This window comes from Anoxybacillus sp. FSL W8-1294, assembly GCF_037965005.1.
GTDB lineage: Bacteria > Bacillota > Bacilli > Bacillales > Anoxybacillaceae > Anoxybacillus > Anoxybacillus flavithermus_G.
In genome coordinates this window covers 2,109,221-2,132,158 of record NZ_CP150179.1, presented here as the reverse complement: position 1 = coordinate 2,132,158, position 22,938 = coordinate 2,109,221, and the positions used below count along the sequence as shown (strand labels likewise).

Genomic DNA, 22,938 nt, shown 5'->3' with positions numbered 1-22,938 from the left:
GGACAGCCATTTACGACATTTCTTTTTGCTGTTTTAACAAATCGCGAATTTCTGTGAGCAGTTGTTGTTCTTTTGTCATCGTTGGTGCGGTTTGTTTCGTTTCTTCTTGTTTTTTCATTCGCTCGTGCAAGTTGTTTAAAAGTTTGACAAATAGAAAAATCGAAAAGGCGATAACTAAAAAGTCAACGACGGTTTGAAGAAACGCCCCGTATTTCACTTCCGCTTCGCCGACTTTCCAAGACAACCCCCTAAAATCAATGCCGCCTAAAATAAGACCAACGAGCGGCATAATGATGTCGTTGACGAGAGAAGAAACGATTTTCCCGAACGCCCCGCCGATAATGACCCCGACAGCTAAGTCGATGACGTTGCCCCGTACTGCGAATTTTTTAAATTCTTGCCACATCCGAACCCCTCCTCTAAAACGATACAGCCATTAAACTTAAGCTTCCGTACTCGTATGCTCGAAATAAGACGCGTGGAGCTTCTTTGCGGTCGCCTGCTCCGTAAGCGATCCAGTACGGTGCTAAATGTTCTGGTGTTGGGACAGCTTGTTTCGCATAAGGGGCTTTTTCTTCATAGTGAAACACATCTTCACTATGGGCAGATGACTGGGCAAGCAACCAATCATCGAAAGCAACAGCCCAAGAATCTGCTTCCGTTTGTTCATCCCAGCGAAGCGCCATTAAATTGTGCACTGTGCCACCACTGCCGATGATCATGACACCTTCGTCACGCAACGGGCGGAGTGCCTCTCCGAGTTGAAACAATTGCTTTGGTGTCCACCACGGAACGACAGATGCTTGGATGATTGGAATGTTTGCCTCTGGAAATAGTCGGCTTAACAATACCCATGAACCGTGGTCAAGTCCACGTGTTTCATCGATATTGACGATAGGTGAGACGTGCTTCAGATGATGTTGGACGCGTTTTGCCCATTCGACTGAACCTTGTGCAGCATAGGTTACTTCATACAATTCACGTGGGAAACCGGAAAAATCATAAATTATTTCATACGTTCCGTCAATCGATGAAACGGTCGGTTGACGCGTCGTCCAATGTGCAGTAAAGACGACGATAGCTTTTGGATGCATGTGTTTTCCGAGCGTTGTTAAAAACGATGTATATGCGCTATCTTCAATCGCTAACATCGGTGATCCATGCGCAAGAAATAAAGCAGGTGCTTTCATTATCTCCCTCCTTTTTTTTAATGTACCATATATATTTCTGATTTGTCGATTTTTGCATGCGAGGCGCATGGTCGGGCAGTTGTGCATAACATGACGATGAATATGAAAAAGAGGTGAGAACATGTATTATTACTATCCGCATTACGTGTATCCAATGTATCCATATCCGGTCATGCCTTATCCGCTTCCGCCAGCAACCGCGAAAGATTACGGGCCGAATCCATTTGTTGTTCAAATAGAAGAAGCGACGAAACAAAACAATATGTTTCGTACGACGTTATGGACAGGTACGCATTTACAAGTGACGTTAATGAGCTTGCGTGTCGGGGAGGATATTGGTTTAGAAATTCATCCGGGCGCGGATCAATTTTTACGTATTGAACAAGGCGAAGGGATTGTACGGATGGGGAAAAAGAAAAACGAGCTAACGTTTGAACGACGAGTGGGCGACGGTTCTGCTATTTTTGTCCCTGCTGGAACATGGCATAATGTAATAAACATTGGAAACGTTCCGCTAAAATTGTATTCCATCTATGCACCGCCACAACATCCAGCGGGTACCGTCCATCCGACAAAAGCCGATGCTCTTGCGGCGGAATGAGAGAAAAAGGGGGACAATCTTTGTCCCCCTTTTTCACTGCCAAACTACAAAAAATGTGATTGAGTACTCAACTTCAAAACAGAAAAGCTATTGACACAGTGTTGTCGGTTCTATTGGATCTGTGTATTTTGTTCATATTATCTCTTTTTATGATTTTGTTCTATTAGTAATTGGATAATGTGTTCGTTTTGTTTAATTTGTATATCGCTATTTTTTTTTAGCTGGTAAGCACATTTCAAAAGAAAAAATAGTGAAAATGCAAAAATAATAATGGCTACAAGTGAAAAGTATCCCATTGCTCTCCGTCCTTAGTAATTAGTTTTCAATTAAATAATAAAAATCATTCTTAGAGCTAGTGAATATTTATTAATCGTCCTACATTCTTGTACTTATAGTAAGAAGATTCCCAGATAAAATTGCCTTAACATAAACATTTGCTCCACCAAGTCCTCCTAACCATGATACATCAGCAGAAAACTTAGCTGTTTTATCCGTATGATTCAAAGTAATGTTATTCAGAGTTCCTCCGATAATCCAATAATCATAGGAATAAGCTTTAATAATTTGGGATTGTTCGATATTGTTAGGAATGTTAACATCAATAAAATAACTAATTCCCATATAAGGGGTTGTTGCTTTTACTTGGTAAGTAGACTTCCCATATGGAAAAAGATGTTGATACGAAAATACACTTACTTTGTCATAATTCATGCTTTCCGATAAAATAAAGGGCTCAACGATAAAGGTTATTTCTTTCCCAAATTCATCGACGATACTTATCTCGTGTTTTTCTTGATTAGACAAATCGAACTGAACGACAATCTCTTTTTCGTTTTCTGTTTCTTCTGTAACAGATAGTTCTGATGCATATGAAAAAGACTCGTAAAACCCGAATACAAAAATATTAGTCAGAAATATTGTAAGAGTAAGAATTTTTTTCAATTGGAATACCTCCTAGTAATTATAATTTAAGATATATTTTACATGATTTATAGTCCAAAATTCTATATAATTCACATTATTGTAAAAAATAAAGTTTGTCATATTCCTATACAAGGAGGTATGCGTTCTGTTATATCAGATAAGACTTATCTGTTGTTTTTTATATAAAAAAGGGGTTCATCATCACAACATGTGCTTGACAAGCGATATGCTCTCCTAGACAAAGATTTGCAAAAATCATTGACTCACTGATTTTTCCTTACAAGCGCGAGGGGGGCATGTTGCGAAAAAATCAAGCACAACTTTTAGTGAAGAAAACAGTTGCAATTTTGTTGTAAATGATGTACATTAATTAAAAATCAGAAAATTCAATACCGTTTTACGTTCTTATCAAGAGAAGGGGAGGGACTGGCCCGATGAACCTTCAGCAACCAGCCGAAAGCGGTCAGGTGCTAAATCCAGCGAATTGGCGTTCAATTCGGAAGATAAGAAGAAGCGATTGTCTATGGACAAAAAAGCCTTCTTCTTTGAAGGCTTTTATTTTTTTAGAAAGGAAGAGAGCGAATGAGTCATGTGGAAACGATATTAGCGCAAATTGGCAATCGAAGCGAGACGGTGACAGGGACGGTCAATCCGCCAGTATATTTTTCAACAGCGTATCGGCATGAAGGAATCGGACAGTCGACAGGGTACGATTACATTCGAACCGGCAACCCAACAAGGCATATTGTCGAAGAAGCGATTGCACAGCTAGAAGAAGGAGATCAAGGTTTCGCTTGTAGCTCAGGTATGGCAGCGATTCAAACGGTGTTTGCTCTGTTTGAAAGCGGCGACCATTTTCTCGTTTCCGCCGACTTATATGGCGGAACGTATCGGCTATTTGAAAAAGGGTGGAAGAAATACGGTTTGTCGTTTACATACGTCGATTTTCGCGATCTCGATGCGGTAAAGGCGCATGTGACGGACAAAACGAAAGCGATTTTTTTAGAAACGCCGACAAATCCACTTATGCAAGAGGCGGATATTGAAGCGGTGGCAACGTTCGCGAAGCAATATGGGCTTCTTCTTATTGTTGATAATACGTTTTATACCCCTGTGTTACAAAAGCCATTAACGAAAGGGGCTGATATCGTCATTCATAGCGCGACAAAATATTTAGGCGGGCATAACGATGTGCTTGCCGGGCTCATTGTCGCCAAAGGAAAAGAGCTGTGCGAGCAACTCGCGATGTATCATAACGCGATCGGGGCGGTGTTATCACCGTTTGATTCATGGCTGTTAATTCGCGGCATGAAGACGCTTGCGCTGCGCATGCGCCAGCACGAACAAAACGCAAAGGCGATATATAAATTTTTAGTCGAACATGAAGATGTGACGGACGTATTGTATCCGGGGAGAGGCGGCATGTTGTCGTTTCGCGTGCGCGATGAAAAATGGGTGAATACCTTTTTACAAAGTTTAAAACTGATTACGTTTGCGGAAAGTTTAGGCGGTGTCGAAAGTTTTATTACGTATCCAGCGACGCAAACGCATATGGATATTCCAGAGGATATTCGCATCGCAAACGGGGTGTGTAATCGCTTATTGCGTTTTTCTGTCGGCATTGAACATGCGGACGATTTAATTGCCGATTTAACTCAAGCGTTTCAACGCATGAAAGAGGTGTAAAAGATGGATTTACAAACACAACTTGTTCATAATAAATGGCGAATTGATGCGCAAACAGGGGCAGTTAGCGTCCCGATTCATCATGCATCGACGTTTCATCAGTTTGATTTTGATACGTTTGGCAAGTACGATTATAGCCGTTCGGGAAATCCGACACGCGAGGCGCTTGAGGAAACGATTGCGGAATTAGAAGGTGGAGTGAGCGGTTTTGCGTTCGCTTCCGGCATGGCTGCCATTTCAACAGCATTTTTATTGTTGTCAAAAGGAGATCACGTATTAATTACCGATGATGTGTATGGTGGAACGTATCGCATCATCACGGACGTATTGAGCCGATTTGGCATCGAACATACGTTTGTTGATATGACCGATTTAGATGCGGTAGCGCGCCACATTCGTCCAAATACGAAAGTCATTTATATGGAAACGCCATCGAATCCGCTTTTGAAAATTACGGATATTCGTGGGGTTGTGAAGCTTGCGAAAGCGCACGGTTGTTTGACGTTTTTAGATAATACGTTTGCGACCCCTCTGTTACAGCGTCCGCTTGATCTCGGCGTCGATGTCGTTTTGCATAGCGCGACGAAATTTTTAGCTGGCCATAGCGACGTTGTAGCTGGGCTGGCGGTTGTAAAAGACGAGCGTCTCGCAAAACAGCTTCGCAAACTGCAATATTCGTTCGGGGCGGTGCTTGGCGTGCAAGATGCGTGGCTCGTGTTGCGCGGGTTAAAAACGCTTCACGTTCGGTTAGATTATGCTTCACGTTCGGCGTTGCAGCTGGCGCAGTTTCTCCATCATCATCCGAAAGTTGCGCACGTATATTATCCTGGGCTTTCTTTTCATGAAGGACACGATATTCATCGCGATCAAGCGCGCGGATTTGGTGCGGTGCTGTCGTTTGAATTGGAGGACGAACAAGCGGTGCGGACGTTTGTGAAACATGCGCGCATCCCTGTGTTTGCGGTCAGTCTCGGGGCGGTCGAGTCGATTTTATCGTATCCGGCGAAAATGTCGCATGCCGCTATGCCGAAAGCGGAGCGCCATCGTCGCGGCATTACGGACGGCTTGTTGCGCTTAAGTGTTGGATTAGAGGCGACCGATGATTTGCTTGCTGATGTGGAACAGGCGTTATCATATGTATAGGCTAGGCACATCGCCTAGCCTTAGCTAATTTGGTCGAGCGCATCACGCTTCATTTGCTGTTCGACCATGCGATCAAGTTGTTGAATTTTTTTCAAAGCGAGTTCGTCATCGATTTGGCGATAATGATGTTTACCGCCCGGTTCCTCATCCGCTTCATCCGCAAGTTTGACGATCGTCTGTAGCGGCTTTCGTTTTAATTCTCCTTCTGGAAGGTACGAATCGGTGTGAAGCAAAATGGCGAGGGCAATTTCTTTCGCATGTTGAGGGTGTTCGCCGAGTCGAATAAGCAACTTATGCGCTCGCTCTGCCCCTTTAATCGCATGAATATCGTTTTGTTTATATGTTTCATAGTCCCACGTTCCGTTTGAGTACCATTCATAATGACCGATATCGTGAAGCAAAGCAGCTTTTGTCGCTAAATCGACGTTCACTCCATAAAGCAAGGCGAGGCGATATGCGTGGTATGCAGTAGCGATGGCGTGTGCGACGCCTGAACGTTTCAAATATTTTTGAGTGATGGGGTGAAGGAAGATGTCAGTTAATGTGACACGTCTCATAGCTCACCATCCCTTTCGAATGTTTTTCTAATTATCATATCATGTCTTTTTTAGAAAAGGCAATATATATTTTTACAGAAAAGAAAAAATAGACGAAAGACGTCATGACGAAAAAATTTTTTAAAAAAAGTGTTTGACAAACTAGGGGACGATACGTATAATAAAAAATGTGTTCGATAACACAACAACATACGATTCCGTAGCTCAGCTGGGAGAGCGCCACCTTGACAGGGTGGAGGTCGCTGGTTCGAGCCCAGTCGGAATCATCGCAAAACCCGAGTTCGATGAAAGAGCTCGGGTTTTTTTGTTTTGGGGGAAATCTGTTAGGTGATGTTTGTGAAAAATTAAATTTTTAACTTGAAAAACACAGCTCTATGTAATACCTCGATTTAACAATTTCATGTACTCGACTTGTCACAATTTATGGTAAAATGGAAGAAATATCGGAGAGAAGTGAAACAGTCACCGGAATGGCCATGGCTAACGATGTTGTCGGCTGTCGATGGACGAACGAAAAAAATGGATGAAGAGATGTTTCGTGAATTGGAGGGAATAGCCATGACAGAACAAGACATTTTAGAAGCGCTAGAAGAATGGCAAAACTTAAGCGTCGACCCCGAAAACCGTTACGCGTACGAAATGCGGCTGAAATGGCTCCTTGATCAACTCTCAAACATTCGCGGCAGTCGGGAAGAAGGAAGACAAGAAGGATTGAAAGAAGGATTAGAACAAGGTCGAGAAGAAGGGAAAAATGAAACGATTCGAAAAATGGTCGAAAAAGGAATGAGTATAACAGACGTTGCTCATATTCTCGACATGACAGAGAAGGAAGTACGGGAACGGTTGGGAGATTAGCAAACGGTGTCGGGTTCTGTTTGCGCTCCCAGTCTGTGAGGGACTTCCCGAGAAGTGCTCCCAACAAATAAATAATGATTTGATATTGGGTCTTAGTTATTTGAAGCAATTTGATTAATAATTGAGGTAACAAGCTTGTCATTCCTTTGTTTAGGTAGTTGAATGTGTGGTACCTCAATCGTACCAAAAACAGCAGGGGTGGCAAGCTTTTTCGTCGAGGACATCTTAAAATCGGAAAAAACTTAGGGTGTGTCTTTAAAAATTTTTACAATAAAAGAAATGATAAGGGGGCAGCTATATGATTACAGGGGAACTAAAGAGCAAAGTCGATAAAATATGGGAAACATTTTGGACAGGCGGTATTACGAACCCGCTGACGGTTATTGAGCAGTTTACATACCTTTTGTTTATTAAAGGTCTTGATGAAGTGGAAACGAAAAATGAACAAGAGGCTGCTCTGTTAGGTATTGATTTTGAACGAATCTTTCCTGAAGATAAGCAGCACTTGCGCTGGAGTAAGTTTAAAAACTTAGAAGCTACTCAAATGTACGAAATCGTTTCTAATGAAGTATTCCCATTTATTAAAAATCTTCATGACAATAAAGATTCTGCCTACGCCAAATATATGAGTGATGCGATTTTTATGATTCCTACGCCGCAAATGCTCACAAAAATTGTGGATGGTATCGATAATATTCCAATGAAAGACCGCGATACAAAAGGGGATTTATATGAGTATCTACTATCAAAAATCGCGACGGCAGGAACAAATGGTCAATTCCGTACACCTCGTCATATCATCGACATGATGGTAGAGTTAGTCAAACCTACACCGGAAGATATTATTGTCGACCCAGCCGCCGGTTCCGCGGGGTTTTTAGTCGCTGCAGGAGAATATTTGCGCAAACATCGCAGCGACTTATTTTTAGTGCAAAGTTTAAAAGAACATTTTAATAACCATATGTTCTACGGTTTTGACATGGACCGCACGATGTTGCGCATCGGTGCGATGAACATGATGCTCCATGGCATTGAAAATCCAAATATCGAATATCGCGATTCGTTGTCTGAGCAAAACAAAGACAAAGATAAATATACCCTTGTCCTTGCCAATCCGCCGTTTAAAGGCTCATTGGATTATGAAGCTGTTTCTAGTGACCTATTAAAAATTACAAAAACAAAGAAAACCGAGCTTTTATTCTTGGCGTTATTCTTGCGGATTTTAAAAACGGGCGGGCGCTGTGCGTGCATCGTGCCAGACGGAGTGTTATTCGGAAGTTCGAAAGCGCATAAAGACATCCGCAAAGAAATCGTTGAAAATCATAAATTAGAAGCGATTATTTCGATGCCAAGCGGTGTGTTTAAACCATACGCCGGCGTTTCGACAGCGATTATGATTTTTACAAAAACAGGCGTCGGCGGCACGGATCAAGTATGGTTTTATGATATGAAAGCGGATGGCTACTCATTGGACGACAAGCGCAACCCGATTGAAGAAAACGACATTCCGGACATCATTGCGCGATTCCATAACCGTGAAGCAGAAAAAGAACGGAAACGGACGGAGCAATCGTTCTTCGTGCCGGTGGAAGAAATTCGTGAAAACGACTATGACCTTTCGATTAACAAGTATAAAGAGATTGAGTATGAAGAAGTGCAGTATGAAGCGCCAAGTGTGATACTTGAAAGAGTGGAAACGTTGGAAAAAGAGATTATGCAAGGATTACAGAAGTTAAAAGATTTAATTAGAGGATAGTGATAGTATGCCAATTAGAGAGGTAAAACTTGGAGATATTTGTACGATTAAAGGGGGATATGCTTTTAAAAGTAGCGAATTTATCAAGAGTGGTATCCCTGTTGTAAAGATTGCTAATATAGTTGGTAGAGAGATAGATTTTAACGAAGATTCAAGTTTTCTTTCTCCCGCTAATTTAGAACAATATAGAGAGTATGTAGTTAATAAAGGGGATATTTTAGTTGCATTGTCTGGTGCAACAACAGGAAAGTTTGGAATTTATAAGTTGGATGAAATCGCTCTTCTAAATCAGCGTGTAGCAAAAATTGTACCAAAGAATGAACAAGTTTGTCCTAAGTATTTATTTTATTATATGGATAAACTACAGAATAAGATACTACAAAAAGCTGGCGGAGCGGCTCAACCAAATATTAGCCCAAAAGAAATAGCCCAGTTTACGATACCTTTACCTTCAATCGAGATACAAAATAGAATTTCGGAAATTCTCGATAAAGCCCAAGAACTTATCGACAAACGAAAAGCTCAAATTGAAGCGTTAGACCAGTTAACGCAAAGTGTGTTTTTAGAGATGTTCGGGGATCCAATGTTAAATAAGAAACAATGGCCTAAAAAGAAATTAGGAAATATTTGTTCCATTGTCCGAGGTGGATCGCCAAGACCAATAGAGAAGTTTCTTGGTGGCCATATACCGTGGATTAAGATAAGTGACGCTACTAAAGGTGACAGTATTTACTTAAAAAATACAAAAGAATTCATAATAGAGGAAGGTGTAAAGAAGAGTCGACTAATCAAGAAAGGAAGCTTAATATTTGCTAACTGTGGAGTGAGTTTAGGATTTGCCAGAATCATAACTTTTGATGGATGTATTCACGACGGATGGTTAGCTTTTGAAGATATTCCTAATTATGTTAATAAGATATTTTTATTAAAATTACTCAACCAATTCACTGATTATTTTAGAAAGACTGCACCTGATGGAACTCAACCTAATTTAAACACCACTATTATGAAGAATTTTGAAGTCATTTTGCCTCCAATTGAATTACAAAATCGTTTTGCAGATATTGTATTAAAAATAGAATCTCAAAAAGACCTTCTTCAAAAGAGCCTAGAAGAACTCGAAAATAACTTCAGTTCCCTCATGCAACAGGCATTTAAGGGAGAACTATTCAACGATTAATAAATGTGAAGGAAATTCATGTTGGTTTGGTCGAGGGAGGGGTGTTTGTTGTTATCCAACTTTCATTTTTTAATAGGAAAACCTCATTATGAGAGCTTTACGAATGCGTGTTTAGAGGCGGAGAAAAGTTTGGTCGTGAGTCCGGCGACGTGCGCGATTTTGACGCGCCGTGCGCTGGAGCTTGCCGTTAAGTGGGTGTACAGTTTTGACAGCGCTTTGAAAGTTCCGTATCAAGATAATCTTTCCAGTTTGATTCATGACAACGTCTTTTTGTCCATTATTGATGAAGACTTGTTGCCGTTGTTGCGTTACATTGTCAAACTGGGGAATGTCGCGGTTCATACGAACTCGATGATTACGAGGGAAGAAGCGATTCTTTCCCTGCATAATCTGCATCAGTTTGTGTCTTGGATTGATTATTGTTATTCCGATGAATATACGGCTACGGATTTTGACGAATCATTGCTGCCAATCGGAGAGGAAAAGCGCGAGCGTCCGGAAGAATTAAAAGATTTATACGAACGGTTAAGCTCCAAAGACAAGCGTCTTGAGGAAATGATGAAAGAAAATGAACAGCTCCGCGCTCTTCTCACCGCCAAACGGGAAGCGAATACAAAAGAGTACCACTTCCAAGTCGATGAACTGAGCGAATGGGAAACAAGAAAGAAATATATTGATTTAGATTTGAAGCTGGCGGGTTGGGAATTTAAAAAGGACGTTATTGTGGAATACCCTGTCGTTGGCATGCCGAATCAGGAAGGAGTCGGCTATGTCGATTACGTCCTTTTTGGCGATAACGGGAAGCCGCTTGCGATCATCGAAGCGAAACGGACAACCGCTGATCCAAGCAAAGGAAAGCAACAAGCCAAGCTATATGCCGACTGTATTGAAAAAATGCACGGCCAACGACCGATTATTTTCTACACAAACGGTTTTGAAACGTATATGTGGGACGACCTTAACTATCCGGCGCGGAGAGTTTCCGGCTTTTACAATAAGGAAGAATTAAGCTTGCTTATTGATCGTCGGACGATGAAGAAGCCGCTAAAAAATGTGCAAATCAATGACAACATAACGAATCGCTATTACCAAAAAGAAGCGGTTTTAGCCGTATGTGACGCGCTCGGGAACAAACGACGCAAAGCGTTGCTTATCATGGCAACGGGGAGCGGCAAAACTCGGACAGCGATTTCGATTGTCGATGTTCTTACTCGCCACAATTGGGTAAAAAATATTTTGTTTTTAGCGGATCGCAAAACGCTTGTAACGCAAGCGAAAAATAGCTTTAGCCATTTGCTTCCGAACTTGACGCTTTGCAATTTGCTCGATAATAAAGACAATCCAGAGGAAAGCCGGATGGTGTTTTCGACGTACCCGACAATGATGAACGCGATTGACGAAGCGAAGCGAAAAGACGGCAAACGTCTCTTTACCGTCGGGCATTTTGATTTAATTATCGTCGATGAATCCCATCGCAGTATTTATAAGAAATATCGGGCTATTTTTGACTATTTTGATGCGATATTGCTTGGGCTTACCGCCACACCAAAAGATGAAATTGACCGCAATACGTATGAAGTGTTTGATCTGGAAAGCGGCGTGCCGACCTATGCCTATGAGTTAGATCAAGCCGTTCAAGACGGCTATTTAGTCGATTATCGGACGATTGAAACAACGCTAAAGTTTCTCGAAGAAGGCATTCGTTACGATGAGTTATCGGATGAAGAAAAAGAACGATATGAAGAAACATTTGATGAGGAAGTAGGCGAGGATATTGACAGTGCTGCGTTAAATGAATGGCTGTTTAATGACGATACGATTGATACGGTACTGAGAGATTTAATGGAAAAAGGAATTCGCGTAGAAGGCGGAGACAAACTCGGCAAAACGATTATTTTTGCGAAAAACCATCGCCATGCGGAACGAATCGTGGAGCGCTTTGATCAATTGTTCCCTGAATACAAGGGCGGCTTTGCACGGGTCATTGATTACAGCGTGAACTACTACCAAACATTAATCGATGATTTTTCCGACCGTAACAAATTGCCGCAGATTGCGGTATCGGTTGATATGCTCGATACAGGAGTAGATATTCCGGAAGTCGTCAACCTTGTGTTCTTTAAAAAAGTACGCTCCAAATCAAAGTTTTGGCAAATGATCGGACGCGGAACCCGTTTATGCAAAGACTTATTCGGAGTTGGACAAGATAAAACGCATTTTCTTATTTTTGACTATTGCGGCAACTTTGAGTTTTTCCGCGAAAATCCGAAGGGAATCGAAGGAAAAGCGGTGGAAAGCTTAACGGAGCGTCTATTTAATGCCAAAATCGAAATCATTAAAGAACTGCAGCATTTACAATACCAAGAAGAAGAGTATATTGCCTATCGCAATGAATTGATTGACGAGGTGCTAGCGGAAATCAATAAGTTAAACGAAGAAAACTTCCGCGTACGCCAACATATTCAATACGTACACAAGTTCAAAAACCGGACTAAATGGGATTCCTTAACGGCGATGGATGTTAATGAAATTAAAGAACATATTTCGCCGCTGATTGTTCCGCTAAACGATGATGAATTTGCGAAACGTTTTGATTTACTCATGTACACGATCGAATTGGCGAAGCTGCAAACGAAAAATGCCACAAAGCCAATTCGGAGTGTGATTCGCACCGCAGAGGCGTTATCTAAGCTCGGTTCCATTCCTCAAGTGATGGAACAAAAGTACATTATTGAAAAAGTACAGACGGAAGAATTTTGGAGCGAAGCCGATATTTTCGAATTGGAAGCCGTTCGCGAAGCGTTGCGTGATTTAGTGAAATTCCTTGAAAAAGAAACGCAAAAAATTTACTATACGAACTTTAAAGACCAAGTTTTAGAAGTCAAAGAAAATGGTCCGATGTTTAATGTCAATGATCTGAAAAATTATCGGAAAAAGGTTGAACATTATCTGCACGAACACCGCGACCAGATGACCATTTACAAGTTGCGAAATAATAAAAAGCTAACAGTCCAAGACTTAAAAACGTTGGAGCATATTCTTTGGAATGAGCTTGGCACACAGGAAGATTATAAAAGAGAATTCGGAGACACACCGATTACAAAACTCGTCCGCCAAATCGTCGGCCTTGACCCACAGGCCGCCAACGAAGCGTTTTCCGAATTTTTATCAAGCGAACGGTTGAACATCCAACAGAGCCGTTTTGTCAAATTGATCGTCGATTACTTTGTGAAAAATGGAGTCATGGACAAGCGGGTGCTGCAGGAAGAACCGTTTAAAACCGTCGGCAGCATTGTTGAACTCTTTAAAGACAACATGGATGACGCGCGGAAGATTATTAGTATTATCGATGAGATTAACAGAAATTCAGAAGATATTGTGGGGGCGTAGCAAAAGCGCTGTTTGTGATATTTAGTTAGCCGTTGGGGTTGTTGCTAACGTTTCAATATATTCTGTTTTTCTTCGGTGTTAAGGCATCTTTGAGAGTGAAGTATCTCAAAGGTGCCTTCTATTTCTTATACATATAGAACTACATATAGAACGAAACGAGTATAAATGTTGTGTATATAGCCCATATTGAGTCGAAATGGTTCGGCAAATATCCATGTATTTGATAATCTAAAATTGAGCCACTTTTTAGCGAACGGTGCCAGGCACTGTTGTCCGCAACTACATCCGCCAAGACAACCCGATCGCCGCTGCACTACTAAGTAAAATGGGGTATACTGAAAGTGAACGGGTAGAATTGAAAAAACAATTTTTACGCATGCTTGTCCGAATGGAATTAGACGAAGCGAAACAACGGTTGTTGTTTGGCTTTTTTGAAACATATGTGAAACTATCAGATGAAGAAGAACGAAGACTGCGAAGCGAGGTGAATGAAATGGAGACGAAAGAAAAAGAACAAGTGATGGAATTGATTATTTCTTATGAACAAAAGGCGTTAGAAAAAGGAAGAGAAGAAGGGGTGAAGCAAGGAATAAAGCAAGGAATGAAGCGTCTTGTACAAACGATGGCGAAAAAAGGGATGAGTGTAAAAGACATTGCGAACGTCACGGACCTTTCGGAAGAAGAAGTGGAGCGGTTGTTGGAGTAGGGGAGACTGTCATCGACCTTTTTGGAGACGGCAGTTTTTTGTTTTACAATGAGTGGGTGCCAATATGATGTTCGTTTGCCGTTTAACACGCTTTCTTCTAACGTTGCAAATTATCACGAATATTTCTTAAGATGTTCTCATTTTGTTGTCATTGTGCGTGTGTCCGTAAGTATGAGTGTCAACAACCCAACGACTAAAGTCGTGGGCTTGTAAGCCCCATGTTGACCAGACCAAGGCTTGAAACAGAGCCTACGTTATAGATGTCATGACACGGTGGGGTGCTTCTCCAGCCCTACCCCCTGTCGTGCAAGATTAAACAAGCGTGATGGGTGGCGCTAGTGTCTTGCACATAACAAGCATCTATAACATGGTCGAGGAGAATATGACCTGCGTAAGCAGAGGAAAGGGGAGGACCCTATGGTTTTTGTGTTAGACACAAATAAGTGTCCGCTTGCTCCTTGTCACGAAGCAGTTGCGAGAAAGCTGTTGAAACAAGGGAAGGCGGCGATTTACAAACGATTCCCATTTACCATTATCTTGAAAAAATCAGTGGACGAATCAGAAAATGAAACAACATATCGGCTAAAAATCGACTATGGAAGTAGACATACAGGATTAGCGATTTTGCGAGGACAAGAAGTGGTATGGTTAGGGCAACTTGACCATCGCACAGACATCAAGGAAAGAATAGATAAAAGGCGTGCTTTTCGTCGAGCAAGACGAAATCGAAAAACAAGATACAGAAAACCACGCTTTCTGAACCGAAAGCGAAAGGAGGGATGGTTGCCTCCATCACTAGAGAGTCGTGTGCAAAATATCCAAACATGGGTTAACCGCCTAAAGAAGTTATGCCCCATTGGGTATATATCATACGAAAATGCCAAATTCGACACGCAACTCATGCGAAATCCTGAAATCAATGGTGTAGAGTATCAACAAGGCACGCTACAAGGATATGAAGTACGGGAGTATTTGCTTGAAAAGTTTGGGCGGAAGTGTTGTTATTGCGGAAAAGAAAATGTTCCACTTGAAGTGGAGCATATCATTCCAAAATCGAGAGGTGGAACAGACCGAGTGGATAACCTATGTCTTGCCTGTCATGACTGTAATCAGCGCAAAGGAAGTAAGACAGCAGAAGAATTCGGGTATCCGCACATTCAAAAGCAAGTCAAAGAAACATTAAAGGATACAAGTGCTATCAACTCGACAAGATGGAAAGCGTATGAAGTGTTAAAGCAGACAGGATTAGATGTCGAGTGTGGAACAGGTGCACGAACGAAAATGAATCGTATTCGTTTAGACTTGCCGAAAACACATTATTTTGACGCTTGTTGTGTAGGCGAAAGCACAACAAATCACTTATATTTCAAAACAAAAGAAGTGTTATTTATCAAGGCAAAAGGGCGTGGTAGTCGCTCTCGTACAAACCTAGATAGATATGGCTTCCCAAGAGGTTATCTTGCAAGACAAAAATTCTTCTTTGGTTTTCAAACAGGGGACATGGTTAAGGCTGTTGTCCCAAGAGGGAAATATCAAGGCGTTTGGTTTGGCGAAGTCGCATGTAGAAAGACTGGAAGTTTCGATATTAAAGGCAAGGACGGAAAGCGTATCGCACAAGGAATAAATTATAGATATGTCCAAGTCATTCAGCGATTTGACGGATATGCTTATGGAAAGGGGGTGGCGGAACTTGCGTAAGGTGCAATTCCTCCCCGTGCCTAAAGGCAGGGACTTCCTTGCGTAAGTTTCGTGAAGAAGGGATTGGATTGAAAATAGCTAAGGTACTGTAGTTGAGTAATTTTAATTACAATAATTACCATTTAAAAAGAGACAAACAGGGTACCCCTTATGCCACGTGGAGCTGTTTTTTCACGGTATCAATGGGAATATTTTGTTTTGCTGCACGATAAATGAACTCCACGAGGCTATGTCCTTTTCTCTTGCGCAGAAGATCGAGCCCATCAGAAAAATCGCTGTTCGACTCGAACATGCTGTACACATACGCAAGTTGCACTAAGATCCAATACCGTTTCACCGCCCGACGCCCGCGAACGCGGTATCCATCGAGTTTCAGCTGGTCTTTCGCTTGACGGAGAAAACATTCGATCGACCAACGCTGGGCATAGTAGCGCAAGATCTCTTCATCGCTTAGATCCCGGTCGGTGCTCAAGACGCAGTGAAGATGTTCCGATGTCATCGGCTGATCGGCTTTCCAAGCGAGCAGCACCACGGCATCCTTGAGACCGTTCAGAGCGCCTTCGTAGCGATAAACCCGATAACGCTCTTTTCCCACCGTGACGAGGTGAGTGTCTTTCGGTTCGATGTAGCGGGCAAACTCCCTCACCTGAACCGCAATGCCTTTTGGATAAAGAAGCCGATTGGCCTTGAGCATTGCGATTACGTGGAATCCCTTCTTCAGGCAAGCTTCCACGAGCGTTTGCGATGGATACCAAGAGTCCATCAGCACATAAACAGGACGGTGTACATCCAAAGAAGAAAGCATCTCGATCGCGAGTTCCCCCTTGCTTTTCCCAGCCGCCTTGTCGTAGAGGCGAAAGGCAAAAGGAAACGCTTGGGTCATCGTATGAACCATGAGCCAAACGAGAGAATGTCCCCAGATCGACTTTTTCTCTACGTGAGAATAGTGCCAATCACACCCTTGAATGGCGTGCGTTGCCTGTGACGAAGGCTTGGTTTTTTTGGCAAATCGTATCATCGATCGAAACAAAAAGGGGTTGATTCTCCTGTTTGGCGATGCGTTCGACACGATGAAGCCCCCACTGTTGGAGTTTGCGAAGCAGCGTCTCTTCATCTCAAGGGCTTTTCGTGAAAAAATGGCTGAGTGTCGTGCGGTGGTTCGGATGAAAGCTCCAATGATGAAGATCGGTCAATGTTCCCGCAAATCCTTTGGTGGTCAGCGCATCGACGATATGAACGAGATGCTTCATGACAGGTTTTGAAAAATAAAGTGCCAACCCCAACATCGTGAAAAACTTGTGGATTCCTTGATGATGTGCTAATCTATTCATGAGACATGAACCTCCTTGTGGATAGTTGTGGCACATCTATTCTAACCAAGGAATCGGGTTCATGTCTCTTTTTTTGTTTGGTTGTAAATTTATGTTAGTAAATTTGCTCATCTACAGTTACTAATGATAATTCGCGACAAAAATTTGTAAATGTTTATGAACACTTTCTCCATACTTTTTCTTTATTCTAAAACCAGAATAAGAATGGAGGTGTTGAAAAAATGAAAAAATTTATTTCAAGTTTGCTCGTACTTGTTTCAGCTTTTGTGTTAGCTACAGCTGTTTTTGCAGCAAATAAAAATGATAATAATGATTGGAAAGAAATGTTGCCAATGATGAAACAAATGCATCCAAACTTCTCAGAGGAACAATTACAAAAAATGTATGAACAGTGTCGAAATACTAAAAATATGGATCAAATGATGGAACATATGATGAATAATGATGAATAATAGCAAAACGAATCAACAAATGATGAAACAAGGACATATGATGTAAAGATCAGTTATTGAAACACTGTAGGCTTAAAACTACAGTGTTTTTTTCGTCCGCCTATTGTTGTATGATATTTGCAAGGCAATATTCGTGTGTATTTTTCACTGTAAAATCCATCGATTCTGCAAATTTATGTCGTAAAATAAAAAGCGCTCTACATAAAAGTAATAATGAGCTCTTATAAGGAAGGGACAAAAGTGCGAAAAATTTCGTTTAAGTTAGGGCTATTATTTTTTGTCTTTGTGTTAGGAATCGAAACGGTTTTATTTGCGTCGTTATATGTGACACTCGTTAACGCTAGAATTAATGAAGAATTTGAGCAGCTGTTAGCGAGAGGGAACAATCACCGTGATGTATTGGAAAAAAGCTATCACCCTTCTACGTTAGAACATGTCACCATGATGGAGTCGGAAGCGGAGACGGATGTTGTCATTACAGATTCAAAAGGGAATATTTTGTATTTTTCCGATCACATTTTGCCGTTTGCCAAAAAAATCATTCCGTATGCCGATGTCCACCACATTCCTCACAGCGGGATGGTTGTGCAAAACAACTGGAAAAAAGAATCGTATATCGCTACCGCCAGCCCGATTCGGATTGACGGCAAGATCAAAGGGTATGTCTATATGTTTCAGAATACGGCTTCCATTCAAAACATGATTTATAAGTTAAAGCATCATTTCCTTATGGTTGGAATTCTTTCCGTATTTTTAACGATTATTACGATTGCTTTCTTGTCAAGAATCATTACGATTCCGCTCATTCGGATGAAACAAGCGACCGAAAAACTGAGCAAGGGGGACTTTTCTGTCCGCCTGCAAGTAAAGGGAGAAGATGAGTTGGCACAGTTAGGAAAAGCGATTCAAACGTTGGCAAAGGATTTAGAATACTTAAAAAAAGAAAGAAACGAATTTCTCGCTAGTATTTCTCATGAACTTCGTACTCCGCTCACGTATGTCAAAGGATATGCGGACATTGCAAGAAGGCCAACGCTCGAGGAGGAAGAAAGAGCAAAATATTTGTCCATTATTTATGAGGAAGCAGAGCATATGCAAAAGTTAGTGAAAGACTTGTTTGAGCTTGCGAAAATGGATCAACATTCGTTTCAAATCGAGAAAGAGCCAACTCCACTGTGCCTTTTTTTAAAAAAAGTATACGTGAAAATGTATCCCGCGTTTCAGGCGAAAAATATGTCGCTTGTCTACCGCTGTGATGAAGACATTACTGTCCATATTGATCGACAGCGTTTTGAGCAAGTGATGATGAATCTTTTGGACAATGCGTTAAAATATTCTCATCAAGGTTCTACCGTTTCCATTGATGTAAGAATGGAGAAAAAGAACGTGATGATCATGATTTCCGACGAAGGAATAGGAATTCCTGAAGCAGATTTGCCGCATATTTTTGAACGATTTTATCGGGTCGACAAGTCAAGATCGAGAACAAGTGGAGGGACGGGATTAGGATTGGCGATTGTGAAAGAAATTGTCGAAGCGCACGGCGGTTCGATTTACGCAACGAGCCAATTCGGAAAAGGGACAAACATGATCATTACATTGCCAGGAGGGGATGAAGGTGTACACGGTTTTATTGGTTGATGACGAAAAACGAATGTTGGATTTATTAGAGCTGTATCTTGCACCGAAAGGGTACCGTTGTGTGAAATGTGAGTCAGGGGTAGCGGCGATCCGCTATTTGGAAAACAATAAAGCGGATCTCGTTTTGCTTGATGTGATGATGCCAGAGATGGACGGATGGGAAATGTGCAAACAAATACGAGAGTTTTCGAATGTCCCAATTATTATGGTAACAGCAAGAGGAGAAACGACAGATGTTGTCCAAGGGTTGAAAATCGGAGCAGATGATTATATTACAAAACCATTTGACGAATCTGAGCTGCTCGCTCGGATCGAAGCGGTATTGCGCCGTTCGGTCGGAAAACAAGCGAAACTGGAGTTTAACGGCTTAGTTTGGGATGAAGCGCAGCATAAAGTCCAATATGCTGGGCACGATATTTTTCTCACGCCAAAAGAGTTTGCCATTTTAGGACTTTTTCTCAAAAATCCAAACAGGGTATTTAGCCGAGAGCAACTCATCGTGGCATTATGGGGGTATAACGCCAATACAGAAGAACGGACAATCGATTCGCATGTCAAAAATATTCGCGAAAAGCTCCGCCAAGCCGGTTTTCCGATCGATCAATTTCTGCAAACCGTTTGGGGTGTAGGATATAAATGGGGGGGGATAAGGTAAAAAGAAATGGAAGAGAAGCTCATTACATTGTTTCATACATATGAAAGCGTTGCTTATCTCATTAGTATTGCGATCAATATTGTGATCAGTATTTTAGGCGTTGTACCGAGCGTATTTCTCACTGCAGCTAACTTGGCGGTATTCGGTTTTTGGAAAGGCACCTTTTTATCGTTTGTAGGGGAAGCTGTTGGGGCGATTGTATCGTTTCTGTTGTATCGAAAAGGTTTTCGGAAACTTTCGGAAACGAAATGGTTTTCCTATCCGAAAGTGAAACGTTTGCTTGAGGCAGAAGGGGTAGAAGCCTTTTCGCTTATTTTGTCTTTGCGTCTTCTTCCTTTTGTTCCGTCGGGACTTGTGACGTTTGTGGCAGCGATCGGACACACCTCCTTACTGATCTTTATCATTGCCAGCTCGCTTGGAAAGCTGCCAGCACTTTTGTTAGAGGCATATTCGGTTTATCAAGTGATGAATTGGACGTGGCAAGGGAAGGTGATATTGACATTTTTGTCTATTTTTTTACTCCTATTTACTTGGAAAAAAATCAATCGAAAAAAGGCTCGAGCTAACAAAATTGAAAGGGATTTATGAAGAGTGACAAAGAAGTTGTTAATATCATATCCAGAGAGAAACAAACTCCATAAATTCTGCAAATTTTTCTGCTATAAAATATACTATGTCTACTTAATACACGAAAAGGAGTATCAGCAATGAAAAAAATGACGAAAGCGATAATGATTACATCATCCATTCTTCTTCTAAGCGCTTGTTCATCATCCAATGAAAAAAAACAAGCCTTTATTACGAGCAAAGAACAAGCAAAATCCAACACATCTGTTACAAATAATCCTTTCTTTAAAGAAAAGAAAGAAGGAAAGTTCGAACATTTACATGGAATTGGTTATGCAGGCAACCAAAATGCGATTTACTTTGCTACACATGAAGGTTTACTTGTTTACCAAAATAATAAGTGGTATGAAACGATTTCTAATAAGCATGATTATATGGGCTTTTCGGCTACAGACGACGGCTTTTATTCATCAGGGCATCCGGAAGAAGGTTCATCTTTAGGAAATCCACTTGGTCTTGTGAAAAGTTTTGATAATGGACAAACATTGATGAATTTAGGATTTTATAAAGAATCTGATTTTCATTATATGACAGTTGGCTATAAAAGCCATACCATTTATGTTGTGAACCAAGAAGAAAATAAAACGCTCGGACAAGGGGTATTTTACAGTAAAGACGACGGCAAAACGTGGTCGCCAAGTCAATTGAACGGCCTGCCGCAAACTGCAGCGGGAACGATTGCTGCCCACCCAACGGATGAAAATATGGTTGGAATTAGTACATCGGAAGGAATTTTTGTTTCGAGAGATAATGGGAATACGTTTGAACGGTTTACTCGAAAAATCAATACGACGACGTTTGCGTTCCAAGAAAAATTCATTGTATTTGCAGCTGTAGAGAACGATAAACCTATCCTAATCAAACAATCATTAGACACAAAACAAGAGGAAGTTCTTTCTGTTCCTGCATTGGATAAAAAAGATTATATTATGTATATCACCTCTAATCCAACAAATGACAACGAAATAGTGATCGCCACCATGAACGGGGATATTTTCATGACAAAAAATAACGGTGCAAGCTGGACAAAACTAGCATCGAAAGGGAAAATATAAAAAGACATGCGGGTGCATGTCTTTTTGCTTACTGAAAAATATACCACTCCACAATTTCTGCAAAATTCATTGCTACAATATAGACATCAGATAGAGAAGAAGGTGAGAAGAAGGGTGTATTCGTTCTTGAGTCAGATCAGTAACTTTCTAAGTCAACCGTTTCTTAATATGGCAAATAGCATGACAGAGATTCCTATTTTGTCAGCCTTTCTTCTTGGCATCGTAGGAGCGATGGCTCCGTGTCAACTCACCAGTAATTTAGGAGTGATCACGTTATACAGTAATCAGTCCTTGCAAAAAGGAATTGCGTGGAAAGAGTTGTTCCTATTTATTTTTGGTAAAATTATTGCTTTTTCCGGTTTAGGTTTCATCGTTTGGCTGATGGGGAAAGAGATTCAAAGTACGCTAATATTGTATTTTCCGTGGTTAAGAAAGCTTATTGGTCCCATTCTCATTCTTGTAGGCTTATATTTGTTAGGGCTTTTTAAAATGTATTGGAACGTTACCTTGTTCAAAGTGCCTGAGAGATGGCGAAAAGGAAAAATCGGTTCGTTTTTCATGGGATTTGGCTTTTCATTAGCTTTTTGTCCAACGATGTTTGTGCTGTTTTTTGTCACTCTCATGCCTCTCGTCTATTCAACGTCTTATGGGGTACTGTTACCGAGCATCTTTGCCGTTGGAACTTCTGTACCTGTTATTTTCTTTATCTTTATCCTTTGGTACTTAGGATTTAGCGGCACTGTAATGAAAAAAGGAAGACAGGTAGGGGGGATTGTTCAGAAAACAGCCGGAATCGTGATGGTTTTACTTGGTATATTAGATACGATCACTTATTGGTTTTAAAGTTAGGAAAAGGAGGGAAACTCAATGGGAATGTTTGAAGGTTCTTTTATGATGGTTGGGATCATGTTATTTTGGGTTGTATTAATCGCCATTGGTTTTTATCTCTTATATCGTTTTATCAATGATCGTAAAGAAGAACTCTCTCCGATAGAAATATTGAAAGTACGATTAGCCAAAGGAGAGATCTCTTTAGAGGAGTTTGAACGGCTGTCGAAAAAATGTGAATAAATGATGAAAAATTGTTGACGATAACGATGTGTCAACGATCTCTTTTGTTGTGTTGTATACCCATTACCGGTATAATGTAATCAAAGAGGTGATATTTCATGAACCATTGCGAAGATCATAATATGGATAAAAAAATGGTTCCGCGTACAGAAGAAGAGATCGAAAGCATTATCAAGCGCTTGAAGCGCATTGAAGGACAAGTGCGCGGTGTGCAAAAAATGGTGGAGGACAATCGTTATTGTATTGATATTTTAGTGCAAATTTCAGCGATCACGGCAGCGTTAAATAAAGTAGGATTGAACTTGCTAGAACGTCATGTTGGCCATTGTGTGTCGAAAGCGATTCGCGAAGGAAGCGGAGAAGAATCCATTCGCGAATTAATGGATGTCATTAAACAGTTCTCAAAGTGAAAGGAGTGGG

20 protein-coding genes, 1 tRNA gene, 2 pseudogenes and 1 riboswitch are annotated in these 22,938 nt (G+C 41.1%); of the genes and pseudogenes, 18 read left to right on the top strand and 5 right to left on the bottom strand.

Features of this window, described 5'->3' with window-relative positions; translation table 11 throughout:
* Positions 1-10 precede the first annotated feature (10 nt).
* Positions 11-406 carry a large conductance mechanosensitive channel protein MscL gene (mscL, locus tag NSQ23_RS11330; RefSeq protein ID WP_339170789.1) on the bottom strand — a complete coding sequence of 132 codons (396 nt, stop codon included), beginning with the start codon at positions 404-406 and terminating at the stop codon, positions 11-13.
* 13 nt (positions 407-419) lie between these two features.
* On the bottom strand, positions 420-1,190 hold the full coding sequence (locus NSQ23_RS11325) for a class III extradiol ring-cleavage dioxygenase (RefSeq protein ID WP_339170787.1): 771 nt from the start codon (positions 1,188-1,190) through the stop codon (positions 420-422).
* A 121-nt stretch (positions 1,191-1,311) separates the two neighbouring features.
* On the opposite strand from NSQ23_RS11325, the gene NSQ23_RS11320 reads away from it, so the two are divergent.
* Entirely contained in the window at positions 1,312-1,791 is a 480-nt protein-coding gene (locus NSQ23_RS11320; protein ID WP_339170785.1) for a cupin domain-containing protein, read from the top strand.
* A 375-nt stretch (positions 1,792-2,166) separates the two neighbouring features.
* On the opposite strand, the gene NSQ23_RS11315 is transcribed toward NSQ23_RS11320, so the two are convergent.
* On the bottom strand, positions 2,167-2,733 hold the full coding sequence (locus NSQ23_RS11315) for a DUF5626 family protein (RefSeq protein ID WP_339170783.1): 567 nt from the start codon (positions 2,731-2,733) through the stop codon (positions 2,167-2,169).
* 384 nt (positions 2,734-3,117) lie between these two features.
* Positions 3,118-3,225, top strand: a riboswitch (SAM riboswitch).
* A gap of 72 nt (positions 3,226-3,297) precedes the next feature.
* Between NSQ23_RS11315 and NSQ23_RS11310 the strand changes: the two genes are divergently transcribed.
* Together NSQ23_RS11310 and metC are read left to right on the top strand one after the other, a co-directional pair.
* A complete protein-coding gene (locus tag NSQ23_RS11310) occupies positions 3,298-4,401 on the top strand; it encodes a methionine biosynthesis PLP-dependent protein (protein WP_339170781.1) in 1,104 nt (367 codons plus the stop codon).
* Between the two features lie 3 nt (positions 4,402-4,404).
* Positions 4,405-5,544 (top strand): cystathionine beta-lyase, encoded by a 1,140-nt coding sequence (metC, locus tag NSQ23_RS11305; protein ID WP_004891689.1) that lies wholly within the window; start codon positions 4,405-4,407, stop codon positions 5,542-5,544.
* A gap of 20 nt (positions 5,545-5,564) precedes the next feature.
* On the opposite strand, the gene NSQ23_RS11300 is transcribed toward metC, so the two are convergent.
* Positions 5,565-6,101, bottom strand: coding sequence for an HD domain-containing protein (locus NSQ23_RS11300; protein ID WP_219985493.1), 537 nt, complete (start codon positions 6,099-6,101; stop codon positions 5,565-5,567).
* A 193-nt stretch (positions 6,102-6,294) separates the two neighbouring features.
* On the opposite strand from NSQ23_RS11300, the gene NSQ23_RS11295 reads away from it, so the two are divergent.
* From NSQ23_RS11295 to iscB, 7 genes and pseudogenes are all read left to right on the top strand, one after another.
* A tRNA-Val gene (locus NSQ23_RS11295) sits at positions 6,295-6,367 on the top strand.
* A gap of 157 nt (positions 6,368-6,524) precedes the next feature.
* The gene (locus NSQ23_RS11290) at positions 6,525-6,956 is read left to right on the top strand and encodes an Rpn family recombination-promoting nuclease/putative transposase (RefSeq protein WP_339170780.1); all 432 of its coding nucleotides are present in this window, start codon (positions 6,525-6,527) and stop codon (positions 6,954-6,956) included.
* Positions 6,957-7,254: 298 nt separating this feature from the next.
* The gene (locus NSQ23_RS11285; RefSeq protein ID WP_339170779.1) at positions 7,255-8,712 is read left to right on the top strand and encodes a class I SAM-dependent DNA methyltransferase; all 1,458 of its coding nucleotides are present in this window, start codon (positions 7,255-7,257) and stop codon (positions 8,710-8,712) included.
* 7 nt (positions 8,713-8,719) lie between these two features.
* Positions 8,720-9,892, top strand: a complete 1,173-nt coding sequence (locus NSQ23_RS11280) for a restriction endonuclease subunit S (protein ID WP_339170777.1) — start codon at positions 8,720-8,722, stop codon at positions 9,890-9,892.
* A gap of 48 nt (positions 9,893-9,940) precedes the next feature.
* On the top strand, positions 9,941-13,282 hold the full coding sequence (locus NSQ23_RS11275) for a DEAD/DEAH box helicase family protein (RefSeq protein ID WP_339170776.1): 3,342 nt from the start codon (positions 9,941-9,943) through the stop codon (positions 13,280-13,282).
* A 274-nt stretch (positions 13,283-13,556) separates the two neighbouring features.
* Positions 13,557-13,988 (top strand): annotated as a pseudogene (locus NSQ23_RS11270) (transposase); the annotation flags it as partial.
* A gap of 417 nt (positions 13,989-14,405) precedes the next feature.
* Positions 14,406-15,686, top strand: coding sequence for an RNA-guided endonuclease IscB (iscB, locus tag NSQ23_RS11265; protein WP_339170774.1), 1,281 nt, complete (start codon positions 14,406-14,408; stop codon positions 15,684-15,686).
* Positions 15,687-15,834: 148 nt separating this feature from the next.
* Here the strand turns inward: iscB and NSQ23_RS11260 are convergent.
* Positions 15,835-17,017, bottom strand: a pseudogene (locus tag NSQ23_RS11260) (IS701 family transposase).
* Positions 17,018-17,238: 221 nt separating this feature from the next.
* Here NSQ23_RS11260 and NSQ23_RS11255 point away from each other — a divergent pair.
* The 8 genes from NSQ23_RS11255 to NSQ23_RS11220 all read left to right on the top strand — a co-directional run bounded on the left by NSQ23_RS11255 (position 17,239) and on the right by NSQ23_RS11220 (position 22,928).
* Positions 17,239-17,469, top strand: a complete 231-nt coding sequence (locus NSQ23_RS11255) for a hypothetical protein (protein ID WP_339170773.1) — start codon at positions 17,239-17,241, stop codon at positions 17,467-17,469.
* 240 nt (positions 17,470-17,709) lie between these two features.
* Positions 17,710-19,110, top strand: coding sequence for an ATP-binding protein (locus tag NSQ23_RS11250; protein WP_339174405.1), 1,401 nt, complete (start codon positions 17,710-17,712; stop codon positions 19,108-19,110).
* Positions 19,088-19,765, top strand: a complete 678-nt coding sequence (locus tag NSQ23_RS11245; RefSeq protein ID WP_339170771.1) for a response regulator transcription factor — start codon at positions 19,088-19,090, stop codon at positions 19,763-19,765. The genes NSQ23_RS11250 and NSQ23_RS11245 overlap by 23 nt, the downstream gene beginning before the upstream one ends.
* Positions 19,766-19,771: 6 nt before the next feature.
* Positions 19,772-20,353 (top strand): VTT domain-containing protein, encoded by a 582-nt coding sequence (locus tag NSQ23_RS11240; protein ID WP_339170770.1) that lies wholly within the window; start codon positions 19,772-19,774, stop codon positions 20,351-20,353.
* Positions 20,354-20,472: 119 nt separating this feature from the next.
* On the top strand, positions 20,473-21,447 hold the full coding sequence (locus NSQ23_RS11235; RefSeq protein ID WP_339170769.1) for a F510_1955 family glycosylhydrolase: 975 nt from the start codon (positions 20,473-20,475) through the stop codon (positions 21,445-21,447).
* A gap of 114 nt (positions 21,448-21,561) precedes the next feature.
* Positions 21,562-22,290 carry a sulfite exporter TauE/SafE family protein gene (locus NSQ23_RS11230; protein ID WP_339174402.1) on the top strand — a complete coding sequence of 243 codons (729 nt, stop codon included), beginning with the start codon at positions 21,562-21,564 and terminating at the stop codon, positions 22,288-22,290.
* A gap of 24 nt (positions 22,291-22,314) precedes the next feature.
* Positions 22,315-22,518, top strand: coding sequence for an SHOCT domain-containing protein (locus NSQ23_RS11225; RefSeq protein WP_339170768.1), 204 nt, complete (start codon positions 22,315-22,317; stop codon positions 22,516-22,518).
* A 98-nt stretch (positions 22,519-22,616) separates the two neighbouring features.
* Positions 22,617-22,928, top strand: a complete 312-nt coding sequence (locus NSQ23_RS11220) for a metal-sensing transcriptional repressor (RefSeq protein ID WP_339170767.1) — start codon at positions 22,617-22,619, stop codon at positions 22,926-22,928.
* The last annotated feature ends 10 nt before the right edge of the window (positions 22,929-22,938 follow it).